The organism is Mesorhizobium sp. BR1-1-15 (assembly GCF_020165475.1).
Lineage (GTDB): Bacteria > Pseudomonadota > Alphaproteobacteria > Rhizobiales > Rhizobiaceae > Mesorhizobium.
Genome location: NZ_JAIUIF010000021.1, coordinates 25,484 through 42,476, shown reverse-complemented (window position 1 = coordinate 42,476; position 16,993 = coordinate 25,484). Strand labels below are relative to the sequence as shown.

The window sequence follows — 16,993 nt, the reverse complement described above, 5'->3', positions numbered from 1 at the left end:
GACGAAGGTTCGCCTTGCCGCCACAAAACGGCAAGGCCGAGGACCTTGTCGTCAATACTGGTCGCAGTAGCACTCCGCGGACGAGATTCGGTCGTTCCAGTCGCTACCGCCGAAATCGCGGACCCTGCGCCTGATCTCGATCGATCGGCCTCCCCTGCGCGAATCCTCATAGGCAACGAGAGTGCAGCCTCGGCGAACGATCACCGACGACACGCGGTCGTTCCAGAACTCGTGGCCGCGAAAATTGACCGAATCGTCGGCCCCGAGCGCGATCGACCGTCCGCGAAAATTGCCATTTTCGAACATGATGCAGGCGGCCTGATCGTCGTATTGGGCGATGGCGCCGTCGGCGTAAAGCATGGACGCGACCGCAGTCAGGATAGCTAGACGTCTCATCTGGTGTTTCCTCGGTTTGACCGCGTCACCCCGCCCGCCGGATGGCGCGGCAAGATCAGTTTGCCACTGCTTCTGCCGGACTGGCAAGCCTGGAACAGTTCGGCATTTCACGGAAACGCCGAACCGCTTTAACTATTTTTTTCAATCAATTCCAAAGGGAAAGCGTTACGCGCGTACCGGCAAAGCGCTATGCGCTTTTTCTGGAATTTCTCAGCGGCTATCGAGCATCCAATTGCGGTTGCGCCACATCTTTTCGCCGACCAGGCAATCGCTGGTTTGTTCGGCCTGCGCCAGCACCACCGGCGGACGATTGGCCTGGTCAACCGACCGCGGCGAGGCCGGGCCGGCGAGCTCAAGCACAAGCTTGCGGCGGATAGCTTCGGGAAACTGCGTCCAGTCGTTGACCGGAACCATGAAGGCTCCGGGACCGCCGATGACGCAGTCGCTGTAATAGCGGTCGAGATCGTTGACATCGTAGGCGCTGGTGAAACCGCCGCGGGTCATCAGCGGCAAGCCGTTTATGACGATGCCTTGCTTGACCACCTCGTCGCGGATGATATCGACCGGCGCGCCCTGGTTGTTGGGGCCGTCGCCGGAAATATCGATGACCCGCTTCGTCCCTTGAAAGCCACTTTCGGCGAAAAGGTCCGCGCCGAATTCCAGCGCGCCGGAGATAGACGTGCGCCGCGCGCTGTTGGGAGGCTGGGCGGACAGCCGCGCCACCACCTGCTCGGCGTCGGCGCGAGTGGAGATCACCGTCCACGGCACGATGACGTGCTGCGAGTTGGTGCCAGCCCATTCGACATAAGTAACGGCGATCCTGCCATAAGCGCCGGCGGCGATGGCTTGCAGCACATGATCGTGCGTCAATGCAGCCGCGTAGCCGCGACGCTGGATCTCGAGCTCGTCCGCCGACATGGACAGCGAGACGTCGACCGCCAGCACCAGTTCGACGTCGACGGGTTCGTCCGCGAGCGACACAGGGGCCAGCCACAGCATCAGCGCCAGGGCGGCGGCGCCTGAAAGCAGATGTCTTGCGCGAGCAAAAGCAGACATGCCGCAGGGTAAGCCAGAATCGCCAGCCGAAAAAGAGAAAAGCCCGACCATAGCCGCCGGGCTTATCAAAATTTGCTCACGAGCCCTGCTGGGAGGTTGCCTAGCTTCTCGGCTTCAGATTCTCCGGATCGTAGAGCGGCTTGTAGCCGACCCCGGCGACCTCGACCGGATAGGTCTCGCCGAAATACTCCACCTTCAGCTTGCGGCCCTCTTGGGCATAGGCCCATGGCAGATAGGCGAGCGCGATGTTCTTGCCGATGGTCGGGCCGTAAGCGACCGACGTGGTGAAGGAACGGCGGCCGAGTTCGTCGACCAGCGTCTCGCCGGTCTCGGGGTCCAGCACCGGCATCGTGCCCACCGGATAACGCGCCACACCCTTGGAATCGGTGTTTTCGGTCATCACCAGCGTGCACAGCATCGCCGGCTGGTGCTCGCGGGCGCGGTATTCCAGGTGCTTGGCCTTGCCGCAGAAGTCGTTCTCCTTGACTTTCGGGCGGGCAAGATCGGCCTCGAGCAGGTTGTACTCGGTGAGCAGATCGGCATTCTGCAAACGCAGGCTCTTTTCCATGCGCCGCGTATTGGCATAGGTCTCGACGCCGAACGGCATGACGCCGGTCGAGCGCAGCGCATCCCAGACGGCCAGGCCGTCCTCGTAGCGCATGTGCAGTTCCCATCCCTGTTCGCCGACATAGGAGATGCGGAAGGCGGTGACGTCCTTGCCGGCGATCCGGATCGGCTTGATCGCGGCGAACGGGAAATTCTCCAGCGCAAGGCCCTCGGGATTCTCGACCACCTTTTGCAGGGTTGCTCGCGCGTTCGGGCCCCAGATGCCGATGGTGACGTATTTTTCCGTCACATCGGTGATGGTGACATCGAAACCTTTATCCTGCGCGGTGCGGCGCATGTACTGGAAGTCGCGCGGGCCGGCGTCCGCGCCATCGATCAAACGGCAGCGGTCGGCCATGCGGATGACCGTGAAGTCGGCGCGCACCATGCCTTCCTCGTCTAGGAAGTGGGTGTAGATGCCCTTGCCGATATTGTTGTCGCCGCCGATCTTGGCCGCGCACAGCCACTCCAGCAGCGCGACGTGGTCAGGTCCCTCGATGTCATACATCGAAAAGTGCGACAGGTTGACGATGCCGCAGTCTTCGCTCATCGCCAGATGCTCGGCATTGGACACGCGCCAGAAATGGCGATTGTCCCATTCGTTCTCGCGCACCGGCACCCGGTTGGCGTATTTCTCCAGAAGATGCTCGTTGGCGGCATAGCCGTGCGCGCGCTCCCAGCCGCCCAGCTCCATGAAATAGCCACCGAGTTCCTTCTCGCGCTCCCAGAAGGGCGAGCGCCTTATGTTGCGGCCCTTGGAGAAGGGCTCGCGCGGGTGCACGGCGGGATTGTAGACCTTCATCGCCGTCTCGGTGCAGCGATCCCAAATGAACTGCTCCTTGGTCTGGTGCGGATAGAAGCGCGCATAGTCGATGGCGTGATGGTCGATCGAGGTGCGGCCGTCCGTCATCCAGTCGGCGATGAGCTTGCCCATGCCCGGGCCGTCCTTGACCCAGATGGCAACGGCATACCACAGCCCCCTCACCTTCTGGCTCTCGCCCATCGACGGGCCGCCATCCGCCGTCACCTGCAGCAGGCCGTTGAAGGAATGGCTTTCGTTGTAGCCGAGTTCGCCCAGGATCGGCGTCAGTTCCATGGCGCGCTCCAGCGGCGCCAGGATCTGCTCCATGTCGAGATCGCGCTGCGAAGGCGAAAGCCGGGCCTGGTCCTTCTCGAGCAGGTCGCGCGGATGGCAAAGGCGCGGATTGGTCTCTTCGTAATAACCCCATTCGATCTGCCCGCCCTCGGCGGTCTTGGGGTCGCCGGTGTCGCGCATATAGGCCGAATTGCCCTGGTCGCGCAGCAGCGGCCAGCCGATCTCCTTGCCCGTGCCGGCGAACTCGTTGTAGGGCCCGAAGAAGGTGAGCGGATGGTCGATCGGCATGACGGGCAGGTCCTCGCCCACCATCTCGGCGATCAGCCGGCCCCAGATGCCGGCGCAGACGATGACGTAGTCGGCCTCGATGGTGCCGCGGTCGGTCACCACGGCGCTGATGCGGCCGTCCTTGACGACGAGCGACCGGGCCGGCGTGTTGGCGAAGGATTTGAGCTTGCCCGAGGCTTCCGCCTGGTCGACGAGCTTGCCGGCGACCGTCTGCGAGCGCGGGATGACCAGGCCGGCGTCGGGATCCCACAGGCCGCCCTGCACCATTGCCTCTTCGATGAGCGGAAATTTCTCCTTGATCTCGGCGGGTTCGATCAGCCGGGCGCGCGTGCCAAAAGCCTTGGCCGAAGCGATCTTGCGCTTGATTTCGTCCATGCGGCTGTCATCGCCGACGCGCGCGACTTCGAGGCCGCCGATGCGCGCGTAATGGCCCATCTTCTCGTAGAAATCGATGGAGTAGAGCGTCGTCCAGCAGGACAGGAAATCGTGGCTGGTGGTGTAGCAGAAGTCGGAAGCGTGCGCCGTCGAGCCGATGTCGGTCGGGATGCCTGATTTGTCGATACCGACAATGTCGTCCCAGCCGCGTTCGATCAGGTGATGGGCGATCGACGCGCCGACAATGCCACCCAGGCCGATGATGACGACCTTCGCCTTGTTCGGAAACTCTGCCATTGCCCGCGACTCCAAGTGCTGTTGCGGGCGGCGTCGGCGCCCGTCTGATCGGCGCACAATATGCAGACGACGATGAGCGCGCTACCGCCTGTTTGCGACACGCCGCGGATGCGTCGCGACCCGACTTGGATCAGGAAAATCGCTGCCGTCAGGCGAAGGCCCAGATGTCCTCGGCCTGGAAACCGACCTGGTAGCCGGCGGTCTTGAGCTTGACCACGACCTGGCCGATCTCCTGAGCGGGCAGTGCGCCGACCTCGACCTTGATCATGCCCGGACGGTAGCGTTGGAGATCGAGTTGCTCGAAGACCATCCAGTCTGCGCCCTCGCAATCGACGAGGAAGGCGTCGATATGGGTTATGCCGTTGCGGTCGAGCAATGTCTGCAACGTCTCGGATGGCACTTCGATGTCCCTGAGATACGGCGCGAACTTGTTGAAATTCACGTCATCCTCGCCCCAGGCATTCTTGCCCGACATCAGGTTGGTGTCGGTGACCGAGGAGCAGCCGATGAACTCGATCGGCAGCGTGCCGGCCTCGAGCGCGGCGGCATCGAAGGTGTGGACGGTGATCGTCCCCCTTATTTTCGTGACGGCAACCGGCTCGATGATGAAGCGGCTGGTATCGGGATAATTGGCGCGCAGGCGCTTCTGGTTATAGGGGATCGGCTCGACCAGCAGGGCACGGGCGCCCGGTATGCGATGCAGCCAGGGTGTGACATCGTCGAACAGGGCGCCGTCGCAGGCGCCGACATTGACCATCTGGAAGGGCCGCCTTGTCCCGCCGAAACGCGCTTTCAGTGCCGCCCCGGCCAGGAATTTCGTGCCGCGCAGCGACGGACCGCGGTCGAGCAAACCAGCCGGAAGGCCAAGCGACAGCGCTATGCGCGTCAGGCTGGACAGCGAACTCATGGCGTGTCTCCGGGAATTGGATGCAAGGCGGCGCGGTGCTGGCCGCGGGCGACTGTCACCCACAGCGCCATGAAAGGGGTGGCCAGCAGCAGGAATGGCGGGACCAGATGCGGGAAATAGATGCGCGTGTCGTGGATCGGGAAGACGGTGAATTTCGCCAGCGCGCCGAGCACGAGCGCGGCAAACAGAATGCCGGCGCGTCGGTCGAGCCGGAAGCCGGTCCGGCCGGCCGCGTACCAGCCGGCCAGCGCCAGCACCGAGACGCCAACCCAGCTGTTCAGGTTGACGGCGCGCAGCAGCGATGCGGCAAATGCCTTGAGATAGGCAACGACCGAGAACGGCGGCTCGAATCCGTCCATGTTGTAGTGCTGCGCGACGCTGGAGAACCACAGATGCGGCCACCAGCCAGGATGATGTGCCCAGTGCGAGATAGCGAAATAGGCGACGAAAGACGCCGCAAAACCGGCCAGCGCACCCCATGCCTTCTGCCGGAAGGCGATGAGCAGAACGGCGAAAACGGCAAGAAAGACAATATTGTCCGGCCGCACCATGAAGGCGAGGAAGAGCAGGATCGCCGTCGCCGCCTCGCGGCCCCTGACATAGGCGTAAAGCCCGCCGAGCAGCAGTGCCGAAGTCAGCAGATCCGGCGTCGAGGCGCGCGCCGCATCGCCGAAATCGGCCATGATCAACACCGCGCCGATCACCGGCGCCAGCGCCAGGGCCTTTTCCGAGCGCAGCCAGAGCAGCGTGATCGCGCCGAACAGCAGCACCGAGGCTACCTGCACCAGCCGCATCGCCTCGACCGGCGACATCGCCGCGCTCAGCGTCGACAGGATCTCGGCGTAGAGGAACTTGATCCGGTACATGCCGAGCAGCGAATGGAAGTCGGCGGCATTCTCCGCCATGTGGCTGCGGAAGCCGCCGCCATCATCGGTCAGCGTCTTGTAGTCACCTGCCGAGACCCCGGCCTTGACGGTGTTGTAGGCATAATCATGCAGCGCCTGCGCATCGGGGTATGTGCCTTCCTCTGATATGGCGAGATAGGGAAGCATGTCCCAATTAGAATCGGGCATCAACCAGGCCGTCAGCGCCGTCAAAAGGATGTAGAGCGCGAAAGCCGCCGCGCCGATGGGTGCCGCCAGCCGCGCATAGGTCCCCTCACCCCACGCCAGGCCGGCCGCTGTGAGCCGGTCGAGCGGGTTTTGCGGAGTGGGCGACTTGGTCAGCATCGTCGTGGGGCTCAACGAACCTGGCTTTTGACGAAATCCTTCACGATTCCCACAATGCCGCGCGACAAAAGGCTGTCGAAAGCATCGACAAACCGGTCGACATGCTCGCGCTGGCAGATCAGCGGCGGCTCGAGCCGGATGACGTTGCGGTTGTACTCGGTGAAGGCGACGAGCACGTCATAGTCACGCAGCAGCAGCGCGCCGACGAAGCCCGACAGCGAGCCCTTCAGCTTGTCGTCAAGCACGCTGACCACCGGCCGCAACACCGTGGGCAAGGTCTGCGAGAAATCATGGAACTCGAGCCCGATCATGAGCCCCTTGCCGCGGACGTCCTTGATGATCTTGGGGTATTTGTCCTTCAGTGCCTGGAGGCGCTGCAAAAGGTACTCGCCGGTAGCGGCGGCATTGTCGATCAGGCCCTCGTCATAGAGAACGTTGAGCGCTTCGATCGAGGTGACGCAGGCCTCGCCCATGCCGCCGAAAGTCGCCATGGCATGGATCATCGCCGTCTTCGGCGTGCCATAGGCTTTCATATAGATCTCGCGCCTGGCGACCATCGCGCCGACCGCCGCCTTGCCGCCGCCGAGCGACTTGGCGAGCGCCGTCACGTCGGGAACGACGCCATAATGTTCGAAGGCATAGAAGCGGCCGGCGCGGCCATAGCCGCACTGCACTTCGTCGGCCACCCACAGCACACCGTATTGATCGCACAATGCGCGCAGCTTCTGCCAATATTCCGCGGGCGCCTGGATGATGCCGCCGCCGCCCTGGATGGTTTCCAGCACGATGACGCCGATCTCGGGATCGGAGCGGAATGCGCGCTCGACCGCTTCGATGTCGGCGAACGGAATCCGGACCGCATTGTCGGCCACCTTGAAATCGGCGCGGTAGAGCTGGCCGTCGGTGATCGCCAGCACACCCTTGGTCTTGCCGTGGAAGGAATTCTCGGCATAGACGATTTTGGGCCGCTTCGGACCGGCGGCACGCTCGGCGAGTTTTACCGCCGCTTCCATCGCTTCCGAGCCGGACGAGCCCAGAAACACCATGTCGAGATCGCCGGGCGAACATTTGGCGATGTTGTGGGCCAACGCGGCCGCATATTGCGACATGAAGGCGATGGCGATCTCCTGGCGCTTCTCCTCCTGGAATTTTTTCCGCGCTTCGAGGATGCGCGGATGGTTGTGGCCGAAGGCCAGCGAACCGAAGCCGCCGAAGAAATCCAGGATCTTGCGGCCGTTCTGGTCGATGTAGAACATGCCCTCGGCGCGCTCGATCTTGACCTTGTGGAAGCCGAGCAGCTTCATGAAATGCAGCTGGCCCGGGTTGAGATGCGCCTTGAACAGGTCCGTCATCGCAGCGACGTCCATCGCCTTGGCCTGCTCGACGCTGATCAGGTCAGGCTTGGCGATGGTGGCTGGCGACAGCGCCGGCGCGCTGACCATGGTGCGTGCGCTCGCCTGATCGGGCTTGGCCATGACGGTCATTTCAATCTCCTGTCCGCGCGCAGGATCGGGGATCGTGCGCAAATGAAACTGTTGGCGGGCTGCTATTCGGCGGGCACATGTTTGGTGGCGACGGCGTGGCCGGCCTTCCTGGCGCGGTATTCGCTGTAGGCGGCGATCAGCATGTCCTCGTCGCGATGTTGCGGCACCCAGCCGAGCTGGCGTCCCGCTTTGGAGACGTCGAGCACGCACTCCTCGTCGGCGATCAGATATTGCTCCGGATCCATGATCGGCAGGTTCATCAGGTCGAGCAGGTCCAGCGTGCGCTTCACCGCCCAGCCCGGTGTCGGGATCAGGATCGATTTCGAACCGGCATGCCTGATCAGGTCGCCGAGCAATTTCCTGACCGGCGGCGGGTTGAGCGAACCCAGATTATAGGCCTCGTTCGGTACGCCGGCTTTCCAGGCCGCGCGGGCCGCTTCCGCACAATCGAAAACAGAAATGAACTGGTATGGATTCCGGCCCGAGCCGATCAGCGGCACCGGAAGGTTCCAGTCGATCAGCTTGAACAGCTTTTCAAGGATGCCGAGGCGGCCGGGACCGATGATCAGGCGCGGACGAAACAGCGAGATCGACATGCCGCGCTTGCGCCATTCGGCGGCCAGTTCCTCCGTCTTCTGCTTCGACCAGCCATATTCGCCGAGCGGCGCGACCGGATGCTCCTCGGTCATCGGGAAGGTGACCGTATGGCCGTAGATCATGTCGGTCGTGTAGTGGACAAGCCTGGGTGCGCCGGCCTTGTCCATCGCCTGCATGATATGCTCGGTGCCATGGAAATTGACCGGAAAGAAGAAATCGTGCCGCTTGGCGCGCACCTGGATCGGCGACAGCATCTTTGCCGACAGATTGTAGATCATGTCATCGGCCTTCAGCCCGACCGCCGCCACCGATGCGGGATCGGTCACGTCGCAATGGATGAAGCCGGCGTTGCGATAATGCGCAAGATCGCTCTTGACGATGTCGGCGACGACAACCTCCTCGCCATCCGCCACGAGCTTCGGGGCAAGGTGGCGACCGACAAAGCCGTCGCCGCCGAAAATCACATGTCTCATCGAACGATCTCGCTGGTGCCGATCTTGTCGGAGGTGATGGAAACGGTCTGCTCGTCATGCCCGTGGTCACCCAGGTCTCGGCCGCTTTGGGCGATCAGCACCGTGCCCACGCAGATGCAGCCGATACCCGCGATGCGCCAGCCATTGAGGTCCTCGCGAAAGACGAAATAGGCGAAGACCGCGACGGCGACATAGGCGAGGCTAAGGAACGGGTAGGCAAAGGAAAGCTCGACCTTGGACAGCACGTAGAGATGCGAGGCCATGGAAATGACGAAGGTGCACAGGCCGAGGAACACCCAGGGGCTGAAGACGATCTGCAAAAGCCTGATAAGCGGGTTGGCGCCTTCGAACGAGATCGGTCCAAGCGACATCATGCCTTGCTTCAGCATCAGCTGCGCGGCCGCATTGGTCATGACCGTAAAGAGAATGAAGACGATATATTTCATAGCTGCTCACCCACCCGTGACGCCTTCTATTACAAACCCGAAAAGATTTCGTGAACTCACAAGGATATTTTGAGTAAATCTCCTCGTTAACCAGTCGCTAACCAAGATCCATTTCAATTTTATCTATTCGGCGGCCTCGGCGCCCCGCCTTCCCAGGTCGATGTTTTTCGCGGTGCGCGCCCAGAAGCCGGACATGAAGGCCGGATCGCGCTGCGCCTCCAGCCGCGACCACTCCGGAAAGGACGCGGCGAAGGTTGCGGCACTCATGCGCGCATCCTTGTAGGGGTTGACCGCTCCGCCGGCTCCGATGGCGATGCGGTCGAGTTCATCCAGCAATGCCAGGGTCGCGGCTCCCCTGTTGGGGAAATCCAGCGTCAGCGTGTAGCCAGGCCGCGGGAAGGAGAGCAGCGCCGGGGATCGGACGCCGCCGAAGCGTTTCAGAACAGTGAGGAACGAGCCCTGCCCCGCCCGCCTGGCAGCCGCGAGCAGCGCCGGCACCGCTTCACGCGCGGCTTCTTCCGGCACAACGCTCTGGTGCTGGAACAGCCCGTTCGGACCGTAAAGCCTGTTCCAATCGCGCACGCCGTCCAGCGGGAAGAAGAAGCCCTGGTAACCGACCTGGCGCGGCGCGGCAGAGCGGCCCTTCCTCCATCGGTAGGCCGCATTGAAGGCGCTCAGGAACGGTCGGCTGAGCACATTGAACGGCGGCTGGAACGGCACCGCGAAATTGCCGCCGGCGCGCGCGGCGGTATGCGAGCCATGCTCGGCGTGATTGCCCGTGAACAGCAGGCCGCGCCCGCTGCCCCGGCCGCCGGCGAGCTGATCGATCCAGGCGACGGCATATTCATTGGCCTGGTCCGCCGCCTCGGCCAGGTCGAAGAACTCGCCCAGGTCGCGAAACGGCGTCACCTTCTCGATGATGTCGAGGGAATGCACCCGCATCAACCGAATCGAGGCCGACAGGATCAGGCCTGTCAGCCCCATGCCGCCGATCGTCGCCCGGAACAACCGCGGATTGTCCGTGGCGGAACAGCGGTAGGTCCGTCCATCGGACCGCAGCAGCGTGAAGCTTTCGACATGGCAGCCGAACGTGCCGCGCCGGTGATGGTTCTTGCCGTGGACATCGTTGGCAATGGCACCGCCGAGCGTGACGAACTGCGTGCCCGGAACGACTGCCGGGAAGAAGCCGTAGGGCGCGGCGTGGGCAATGATGTCGGACAAAAGCACGCCCGCATCCGCTTCGAGAAGGCCGGTCTCGGCATTGAAGGCGCGGATGCGGTTCAGCGGCCGCATGTCGACGACCGCGCCGGCCTCGTTCTGGCAGGAATCGCCGTAGGATCTGCCATTGCCATAGGCAAGCAGCGAGGCTTGCCTGGCCTGGCCGCCCTTCAGCAACACGATCGCGTCATCGATGCCGATGACGCGGGGCGTGGGCAACGTCGCGCGCCCGAAGCTGTCGAAGCGCTCGCCGGCCATGTCTACCAGCCCCCAATCACCAGCAGCACGGCGCCGATCAGCACCACGATCTGGCTGCGCCAGTCGCGGATGATGAACACGACCGGATCGTCATGCATCTCATCGCGACGCGCCAGGATCCAGACCCGCATGGTGAGATAAAGCACGATCGGCGGCAGCGGCCAGATCAGCCAGGGATGCGGGTAGAGCTCACGCACCGCGACACTGTCCATGTAGAGCGCCAGCACCAGTGCCGAGGAGAAGGCCGAAGCCATGCCGGCCTGGGCGACGATCTCCTGGTCCTCGGTGCGATATCCGCGCCCGGCAATGCGCTCGCCGGGTGGAATGGCCGTGGTGCGCAATTCGACGAAGCGCTTCACCAGCGCCAGCGACAGGAAGAAGAAGATCGAGAAGGCGAGCAGCCAGAACGAGACCTCGACGCCGGTCGCGGCCGCGCCCGCCAGAACGCGGATCGTGTAGAGGCCGGCCAGCGTCAGCACGTCGACCAGCAGCATGCGCTTGAATGACAGCGAATAAGCCATGGTGACAGCCATGTAGCCGCCGAGCACGGCGAGGAATTCGGGCGACAGAAACAGCCCTGTGCCGATGCCGATCGCCAGCAGCACCGCGATCGCGCCGATCCCGAACGGGATAGAGAGCGCGCCGCTGGCGAATGGCCTGTTACGCTTGGTGGCATGCTTGCGGTCAAGCGCCAGGTCGAAGAAGTCGTTGAGGATGTAGATGGCCGACGCCACCGCGCTGAACGAGATGAACGCCAGCACGCACTCCCAGATCATGCCGGCGTTGAAATATTCGTGCGACAGCACCATCGGCACCGCGATCAGCGAATTCTTCAGCCACTGATGCACGCGCAGCATTTTGACGATGGTACGCAGTGTCGGTTTCGGCGCCGACATGGTTTCGGCGCCATGCGCAGCCTGCCAGCGCGCGGCGTGGCGATCCGGCGCCACCACGATCGCGCTGCGTGCCGCATCGAAAACCTTGAGATCATGGCGGCTGTTGCCGGCATAATCGAAGCCGCCATCGCCATAGGCCGCAATAAGCGAGGCACGCTTCTTGCCGGAAGTCAGATTGTCGACCCCGTCCGTCGCCAGCACCCTGTCGAAGACACCGAGGTGGCGAGCGATGGCGTCGGCGAATTTGCGCGGCGTGCCTGTCGCCAGCACGATCTTGCGGCCTTCGGCATGCTCGGCCCGTATGCGGTCGAGCAATGGCGCGCGGTAAGGCAGCGACGCGGGATCGATATCGACGCGCTGGGCGATGGCTTGCTTCAGCCGGGCCGGCCCGGCGGCGGCCCAGAAAGGCACGAGGAAAATGTAGAGCGGGTTCTTCTTGAGAAGGATGAACAGTCCTTCCCATAGCAGGTCGGTCGCGATCAGCGTTCCGTCGAGATCGACCGCAAGCGGTATTGCGTTTCCGTCGGACCGCGCGTCCATGTCGTCCTGCCCTGCCTCGAACCCGCCGCGCCGTTTGTCGGCGTCTTCGCAAGACGTATAGCGGGGAGATGGCGTAACGAACGTTAAAACGCCCGGTTGTGGGCGGCTGTCGCCGCGGTATTTCCGGCGTCATTGTTAAACAACCGCTACCGAAAACAATAAAAGGCCGGACAAATGTCCGGCCTTTCAAGGCATGCCGTCGAAATTACTTGATGCGGGCGACGCCGCCCGAGATCTCGACCGTTTCCGAGCCGGTCAGGGCTTCGAGGTCGCCATTGGGCAAGGTGACGAAACAGCCATTCGGGCAAAATTCCACGGTTTCGCCGGCGGCCAACGCCAGGTCGGTCTTGCTGCCACCTTCCGTCACGATCAGCGTGCGGGTCTCGGCGTCCTTGTTGACCGCGCTGGCGGAATGGGCCGAGCCGCTCACGGCGAGCAAGGCGACGGCAGCGACGAGAGACTTCCACATGTGCAATATCGGTGTTCCCACCGCCTCTGTTGCATTTCGCAAGGCATTCTCGCCTTTGCATGGGAGCTTATATGAGATGGAAGCTGAACCGCAACTGAATGCCGCATTCATGCCGCAATTGGTTTCGACGGCCTGAAACCTTCCGATCGCCGATCTAATCCGGATCAGGCTTCTTCGCCTTGCGTCCCGATCTGGCTAGACGTTTGGCCTCGGCCGCGGCCTCCGCCTTTGCTCGTTCCTGCTCGGCGAAATCGGCCTCGATCTTGTCGTCGTCGGTCGGCCAGGCCTTGGCATGCTTGGGCTCGACGACGGCGCGTGGCGTCGAGGGTATCTCGATATGCTGGTCGCTGAATGTTTCCAGCACGGTGAAGCGGATGTCGTTCTGCACGATATTGCCGTTCATCACATCGGCCAGGAACACGCGGATCTCGAATTCCAGCGCGGCAGGCCCGAAATTGGAAAACAGCACGAAGGGTTCGGGGTTCTTCAGCACCAGCGGATGACCGCGGGCGATCTCGAGCAGGACGGCGTGCACCTGCTTGACGTCGCTGCCATAGGCGACGCCGACCTTGATGTCGATGCGGCCGAGCTTGTTGCGGTGCGTCCAGTTGCCGACGGCGTTGTTGATCAGGTTCGAATTGGGCAGGATCACCGACTGCCGCTGGAAGGTCTCGATCTCGGTGGCGCGCACGCTGATCTTCTTGACGGTGCCGCTGATGTCGCCGGCGACGATCCAGTCGCCGACCTTGAACGGCCGCTCGGCCAGCAGGATCAGGCCCGAGACGAAGTTCGACACCACGTTCTGCAGGCCAAAGCCGATGCCGAGGGACAGCGCGCCGGCGACCAGCGCCAGGCTGGACAGATCGATGCCCGCCGCCGAGATGCCGATCAGTGCCGCGAGTGCCACGCCGGCATAGCCGACGGCCAGCCGGATCGAGTTGCGCACGCCCGTGTCGACCTTGCCGCGCGCCATCACCGAACCGTCGAGCCAGCCCTGGAACCAGCGCGTCAGGAAATAGCCGATGATGAAGACGACGATGCCCGAAAGGATGCCGGTGACCGAAATCGTCACCGAACCGATATTAATCCCAGTCGCCAGTTTGTAAGCCCAGGCCTGGATGTCGCCCGGTTGGAAGCCCCACATCAACAGGATCAGCGGCAGGAAGACCAGCACGATCATCACATTGATGGCGACGCTGACGACAAGGCCGAGCTGGTCGAGCGCGGTGTCCTCGTAGCTGGAATTGGCCGACAGCCAGCGCCCGACCGACGTATTGGCGAAGGCGCCCTCGTCGCCGATCGCCTGTGCCGACAGGAAGCCGATATAAGCGGTGACGAGCGCCGTGCCGGTGACCACCACCTGCAGCGACACGAACAGCGCAAGGCCGATATAGCCAAGCAAGGCGGCTATGATGGTGAAGAGCCCCAGAGCCAGCGCCAGGTAGCGCAGCCATGCCGGCCAAGGTCGCCAGCTGCCGTCACGGGCCTTGAACGGCCGCAGCATCGCCATCAGGATCAGGATGATGCCGACGACGATGGTGGCCACGAAACTGCGCGCGATCGTCAGCGACAGCGGCGATCCCATCTTGTCGTTGATGACGGACAGGAAGGTGTTGACGCTGATGACCACGGCCATGGCGGTGGTCAGGCGCACCAGCCAACGCGCCGGGCCGGATTCGACCGGGATCAGGCGCCAGTTCGGCAGCCGTGGCTCGAGCGCCGCATTGGCCAGCCGATTGACGCAGAACACCACCCCGATGACGGTCGCCAGCGCGTTGAGGAAGAGGCCAATGTCGCCGCGCAAAACGTTGTAATAATTGAAAAAGAAAATCGTCGAGCCCAGGAAGGCGCCGACCGCCAGCGTCGGCAGCAATGTCGACCAGAAAGCCACCGACAGGCGGCTGAGATAGGACGGATCCTCATTGGACGGATCGGCTTCGAACACCCGTCCAAACAACCGCCTGCCGCCGACCAGAAGCACCAAGGCCAGCCCGAGCGCCACGAAGGTTGCCGCCAGAATGGCCTGGAACTTGAACCTGAAGGCGAAGCTCAGCCAGGACGAGACCGCCTTGTAGAAATTGCCGAACTCGTCGCGGGCGTCGGAAAAGACCTGTGGGCTCAGCGCATCCGACAGCACATAGCGCTTGGTCAGGAGATTGCGGAAAAGCGCGCTGCGCATGTTGCCGATCTTGTCGATCATCCCGCTGATGCGGATCGACAGCGTCTGCGCCTGCGCGATGACCGCGTTGATCTCGGCCTTTTCGGAGACCAGCGCCTGGCGCTCGGTGCTGACGATGTCGGGTTCCGGCGGCTGGCCTGCGGCGGGTGCCGGGCCAAGCTGCTCGAGCCGGCTGTTGATCTCGCTAAGGCGGGTGCGGAAGGCCAGCGCGCTGTTCAGCGATTGCCGCGACAGTTCCTCGAGTTGCAGGCGGATATCGACGAGAGTGGCGTCGTCGTCGCCGTCCTGCTGGATCTTCTTGTCGAAATTATCGGTCTTGGTCGTCAGGTCCTGAAGGATTTTCTGCTGGTCGGCGACCAGTCCGGCAGGCGCCTGGCCAAGCCCTTGCGCCGACGCATCGAACGAAAGCGGCGCCGAAACGACAAGCGCGAACATCAAGACGAGACGAAGCAATTTGAAAAACATGATTTGTTGGCGACTCAAGGCGGCAATGGCAATTGAATTTGCCTGTCCTTGATAAAGACGGCCATATCATGGGGCAAGCCGTCGCATCCGACCGCCAGGGCTCCGAACTCGGGGCAACAAGGGGCCCGATGGCGGCCAATCCCGCGCGCCGGCACTTTTTATGATAGGAATTTTTTCTTGACTGGGTGAAGGCAGCTATGGTAGATATTCGGTCATGGTGCTGAGTTGCGCCAACGACCCGCCGCACAGGCGGGTTTTCCGTTCAATGCTCCATCAACAGCGTACCGTCGAAGGAACCCGTTAACCCGGATTCGTTTGCCCTGATCCGACCGCACCTGCGCTGATCTGGCGGTGGCCGGAGCGTCGGCCAGTCGAAAGGCGATGGCGCAATATTGGCTTTGCGCGTGCGGCCTGCTCTATAGTCTGCCGCATCGCCCGAAACGGACATCATATCCATGGCAGAGTACTCGGCCCTTTCGCTGCTCGCGAACGCGCTCAAGGGAAACAAGGACTGGAAGCCGGCCTGGCGCAAGCCGGACCCGAAGGCATCCTACGACGTCATCATCATCGGGGGCGGCGGGCACGGGTTGTCGACCGCCTATTATCTCGCCAAGGAACACGGCATCACCAATGTCGCGGTGCTGGAAAAAGGCTGGCTCGGCTCCGGCAATGTCGGCCGCAACACCACCGCCGTGCGCTCCAACTATCTGCTGCCCGCCAACACCCGCTTCTACGAGCATTCGATGAAGCTGTGGGAGAACCTGTCGCACGATCTCAACTACAACGTCATGTTCTCGCAGCGCGGCTGCCTGAACCTGGCGCACACGCCGGCCCAGTTCGACGACTATGCACGGCGCGGCAACGCCATGCGCCATCTCGGTGTCGACGCCGAACTGATGACGCCGGCGCAAATCAAGCGCCTGATCCCCGCGCTCGATATTTCCAGTGATGCACGCTTCCCCGTGGTCGGCGGCCTGATGCAGCGGCGCGCCGGCACCGCCCGCCACGACGCCGTGGCCTGGGGCTATGCGCGCGGCGCCGACCGGCGCGGCGTCGACATCATCGAGAATTGCGAGGTCACCGGCTTCCTGCGCGACGGCGACCGCATCACCGGCGTCACCACATCACGCGGCGACATCCGCGCCAAGAAGGTGGCGGTCGCGGTGGCCGGCAGCACCGGCCGGGTGATGCAGCTTGCCGGCATCGAGACGATGCCGATCGAGAGCCATGTGCTGCAGGCCTTCGTCACCGAATCGCTGAAGCCCTTCATCGATACGGTCGTCACGTTCGGCATGGGCCATTTCTACATGTCGCAATCGGACAAGGGCGGCCTCGTCTACGGCGGCGACATCGACGGCTACAACAGCTACGCCCAGCGCGGCAACCTGCCCATCGTCGACGAGGTGATGAGCGAGATGCTGGCGCTGTTCCCGGGGCTTGCCCGCGTGCGCATGCTGCGCTCCTGGGGCGGCGTCTGCGACATGTCGATGGACGGCTCGCCCATCATCACCACCGGGCCCCTGCCCGGCATGTATCTCAACTGCGGCTGGTGCTATGGCGGCTTCAAGGCGACGCCCGCCTCCGGCTGGTGCTTTGCCTGGACCATCGCCAAGGACGAGCCGCATGACCTCAACGCCCCCTTCACGCTCGACCGCTTCCATCGCGGCCTGGTGATCGACGACAAAGGCCAGGGCGCCAATCCCAGACTGCACTGAACA

13 protein-coding genes are annotated in these 16,993 nt (G+C 63.1%); 1 reads left to right on the top strand and 12 read right to left on the bottom strand.

Annotated elements, in window-relative coordinates; genetic code table 11:
- Positions 1-51: 51 nt before the first annotated feature.
- The 12 genes from LB541_RS25885 to LB541_RS25830 all read right to left on the bottom strand — a co-directional run bounded on the left by LB541_RS25885 (position 52) and on the right by LB541_RS25830 (position 15,275).
- On the bottom strand, positions 52-396 hold the full coding sequence (locus tag LB541_RS25885) for a peptidase inhibitor family I36 protein (protein WP_224619886.1): 345 nt from the start codon (positions 394-396) through the stop codon (positions 52-54).
- A 210-nt stretch (positions 397-606) separates the two neighbouring features.
- Positions 607-1,452 carry a DUF1194 domain-containing protein gene (locus LB541_RS25880; protein ID WP_140564158.1) on the bottom strand — a complete coding sequence of 282 codons (846 nt, stop codon included), beginning with the start codon at positions 1,450-1,452 and terminating at the stop codon, positions 607-609.
- Between the two features lie 100 nt (positions 1,453-1,552).
- Positions 1,553-4,114: an FAD-dependent oxidoreductase gene (locus LB541_RS25875; protein ID WP_140521113.1), complete on the bottom strand. Its 2,562-nt coding sequence runs from the start codon at positions 4,112-4,114 to the stop codon at positions 1,553-1,555.
- A gap of 148 nt (positions 4,115-4,262) precedes the next feature.
- Complete coding sequence (locus tag LB541_RS25870) at positions 4,263-5,021, bottom strand: FkbM family methyltransferase (protein WP_140579823.1); 759 nt, start codon at positions 5,019-5,021, stop codon at positions 4,263-4,265.
- Positions 5,018-6,250 carry a DUF2029 domain-containing protein gene (locus LB541_RS25865; RefSeq protein WP_140623489.1) on the bottom strand — a complete coding sequence of 411 codons (1,233 nt, stop codon included), beginning with the start codon at positions 6,248-6,250 and terminating at the stop codon, positions 5,018-5,020. Before LB541_RS25865 ends, LB541_RS25870 begins: the two co-directional genes overlap by 4 nt.
- A gap of 11 nt (positions 6,251-6,261) precedes the next feature.
- Positions 6,262-7,692: an aspartate aminotransferase family protein gene (locus LB541_RS25860; protein ID WP_181171562.1), complete on the bottom strand. Its 1,431-nt coding sequence runs from the start codon at positions 7,690-7,692 to the stop codon at positions 6,262-6,264.
- A 104-nt stretch (positions 7,693-7,796) separates the two neighbouring features.
- Positions 7,797-8,804 (bottom strand): NAD-dependent epimerase/dehydratase family protein, encoded by a 1,008-nt coding sequence (locus LB541_RS25855; RefSeq protein WP_140623252.1) that lies wholly within the window; start codon positions 8,802-8,804, stop codon positions 7,797-7,799.
- Positions 8,801-9,250 carry an EamA family transporter gene (locus LB541_RS25850; protein WP_140521117.1) on the bottom strand — a complete coding sequence of 150 codons (450 nt, stop codon included), beginning with the start codon at positions 9,248-9,250 and terminating at the stop codon, positions 8,801-8,803. The genes LB541_RS25855 and LB541_RS25850 overlap by 4 nt, the downstream gene beginning before the upstream one ends.
- Before the next feature lie 123 nt (positions 9,251-9,373).
- Positions 9,374-10,726, bottom strand: coding sequence for an FAD-dependent oxidoreductase (locus LB541_RS25845; protein WP_224619885.1), 1,353 nt, complete (start codon positions 10,724-10,726; stop codon positions 9,374-9,376).
- A gap of 2 nt (positions 10,727-10,728) precedes the next feature.
- Positions 10,729-12,162: a UbiA family prenyltransferase gene (locus LB541_RS25840; protein WP_224619884.1), complete on the bottom strand. Its 1,434-nt coding sequence runs from the start codon at positions 12,160-12,162 to the stop codon at positions 10,729-10,731.
- 205 nt (positions 12,163-12,367) lie between these two features.
- The gene (locus LB541_RS25835; protein ID WP_140521120.1) at positions 12,368-12,631 is read right to left on the bottom strand and encodes a hypothetical protein; all 264 of its coding nucleotides are present in this window, start codon (positions 12,629-12,631) and stop codon (positions 12,368-12,370) included.
- A gap of 154 nt (positions 12,632-12,785) precedes the next feature.
- Positions 12,786-15,275, bottom strand: coding sequence for a mechanosensitive ion channel family protein (locus LB541_RS25830; RefSeq protein WP_140670260.1), 2,490 nt, complete (start codon positions 15,273-15,275; stop codon positions 12,786-12,788).
- Positions 15,276-15,730: 455 nt separating this feature from the next.
- Between LB541_RS25830 and LB541_RS25825 the strand changes: the two genes are divergently transcribed.
- Positions 15,731-16,990, top strand: coding sequence for a sarcosine oxidase subunit beta (locus LB541_RS25825; RefSeq protein ID WP_140495627.1), 1,260 nt, complete (start codon positions 15,731-15,733; stop codon positions 16,988-16,990).
- Positions 16,991-16,993: the final 3 nt, after the last annotated feature.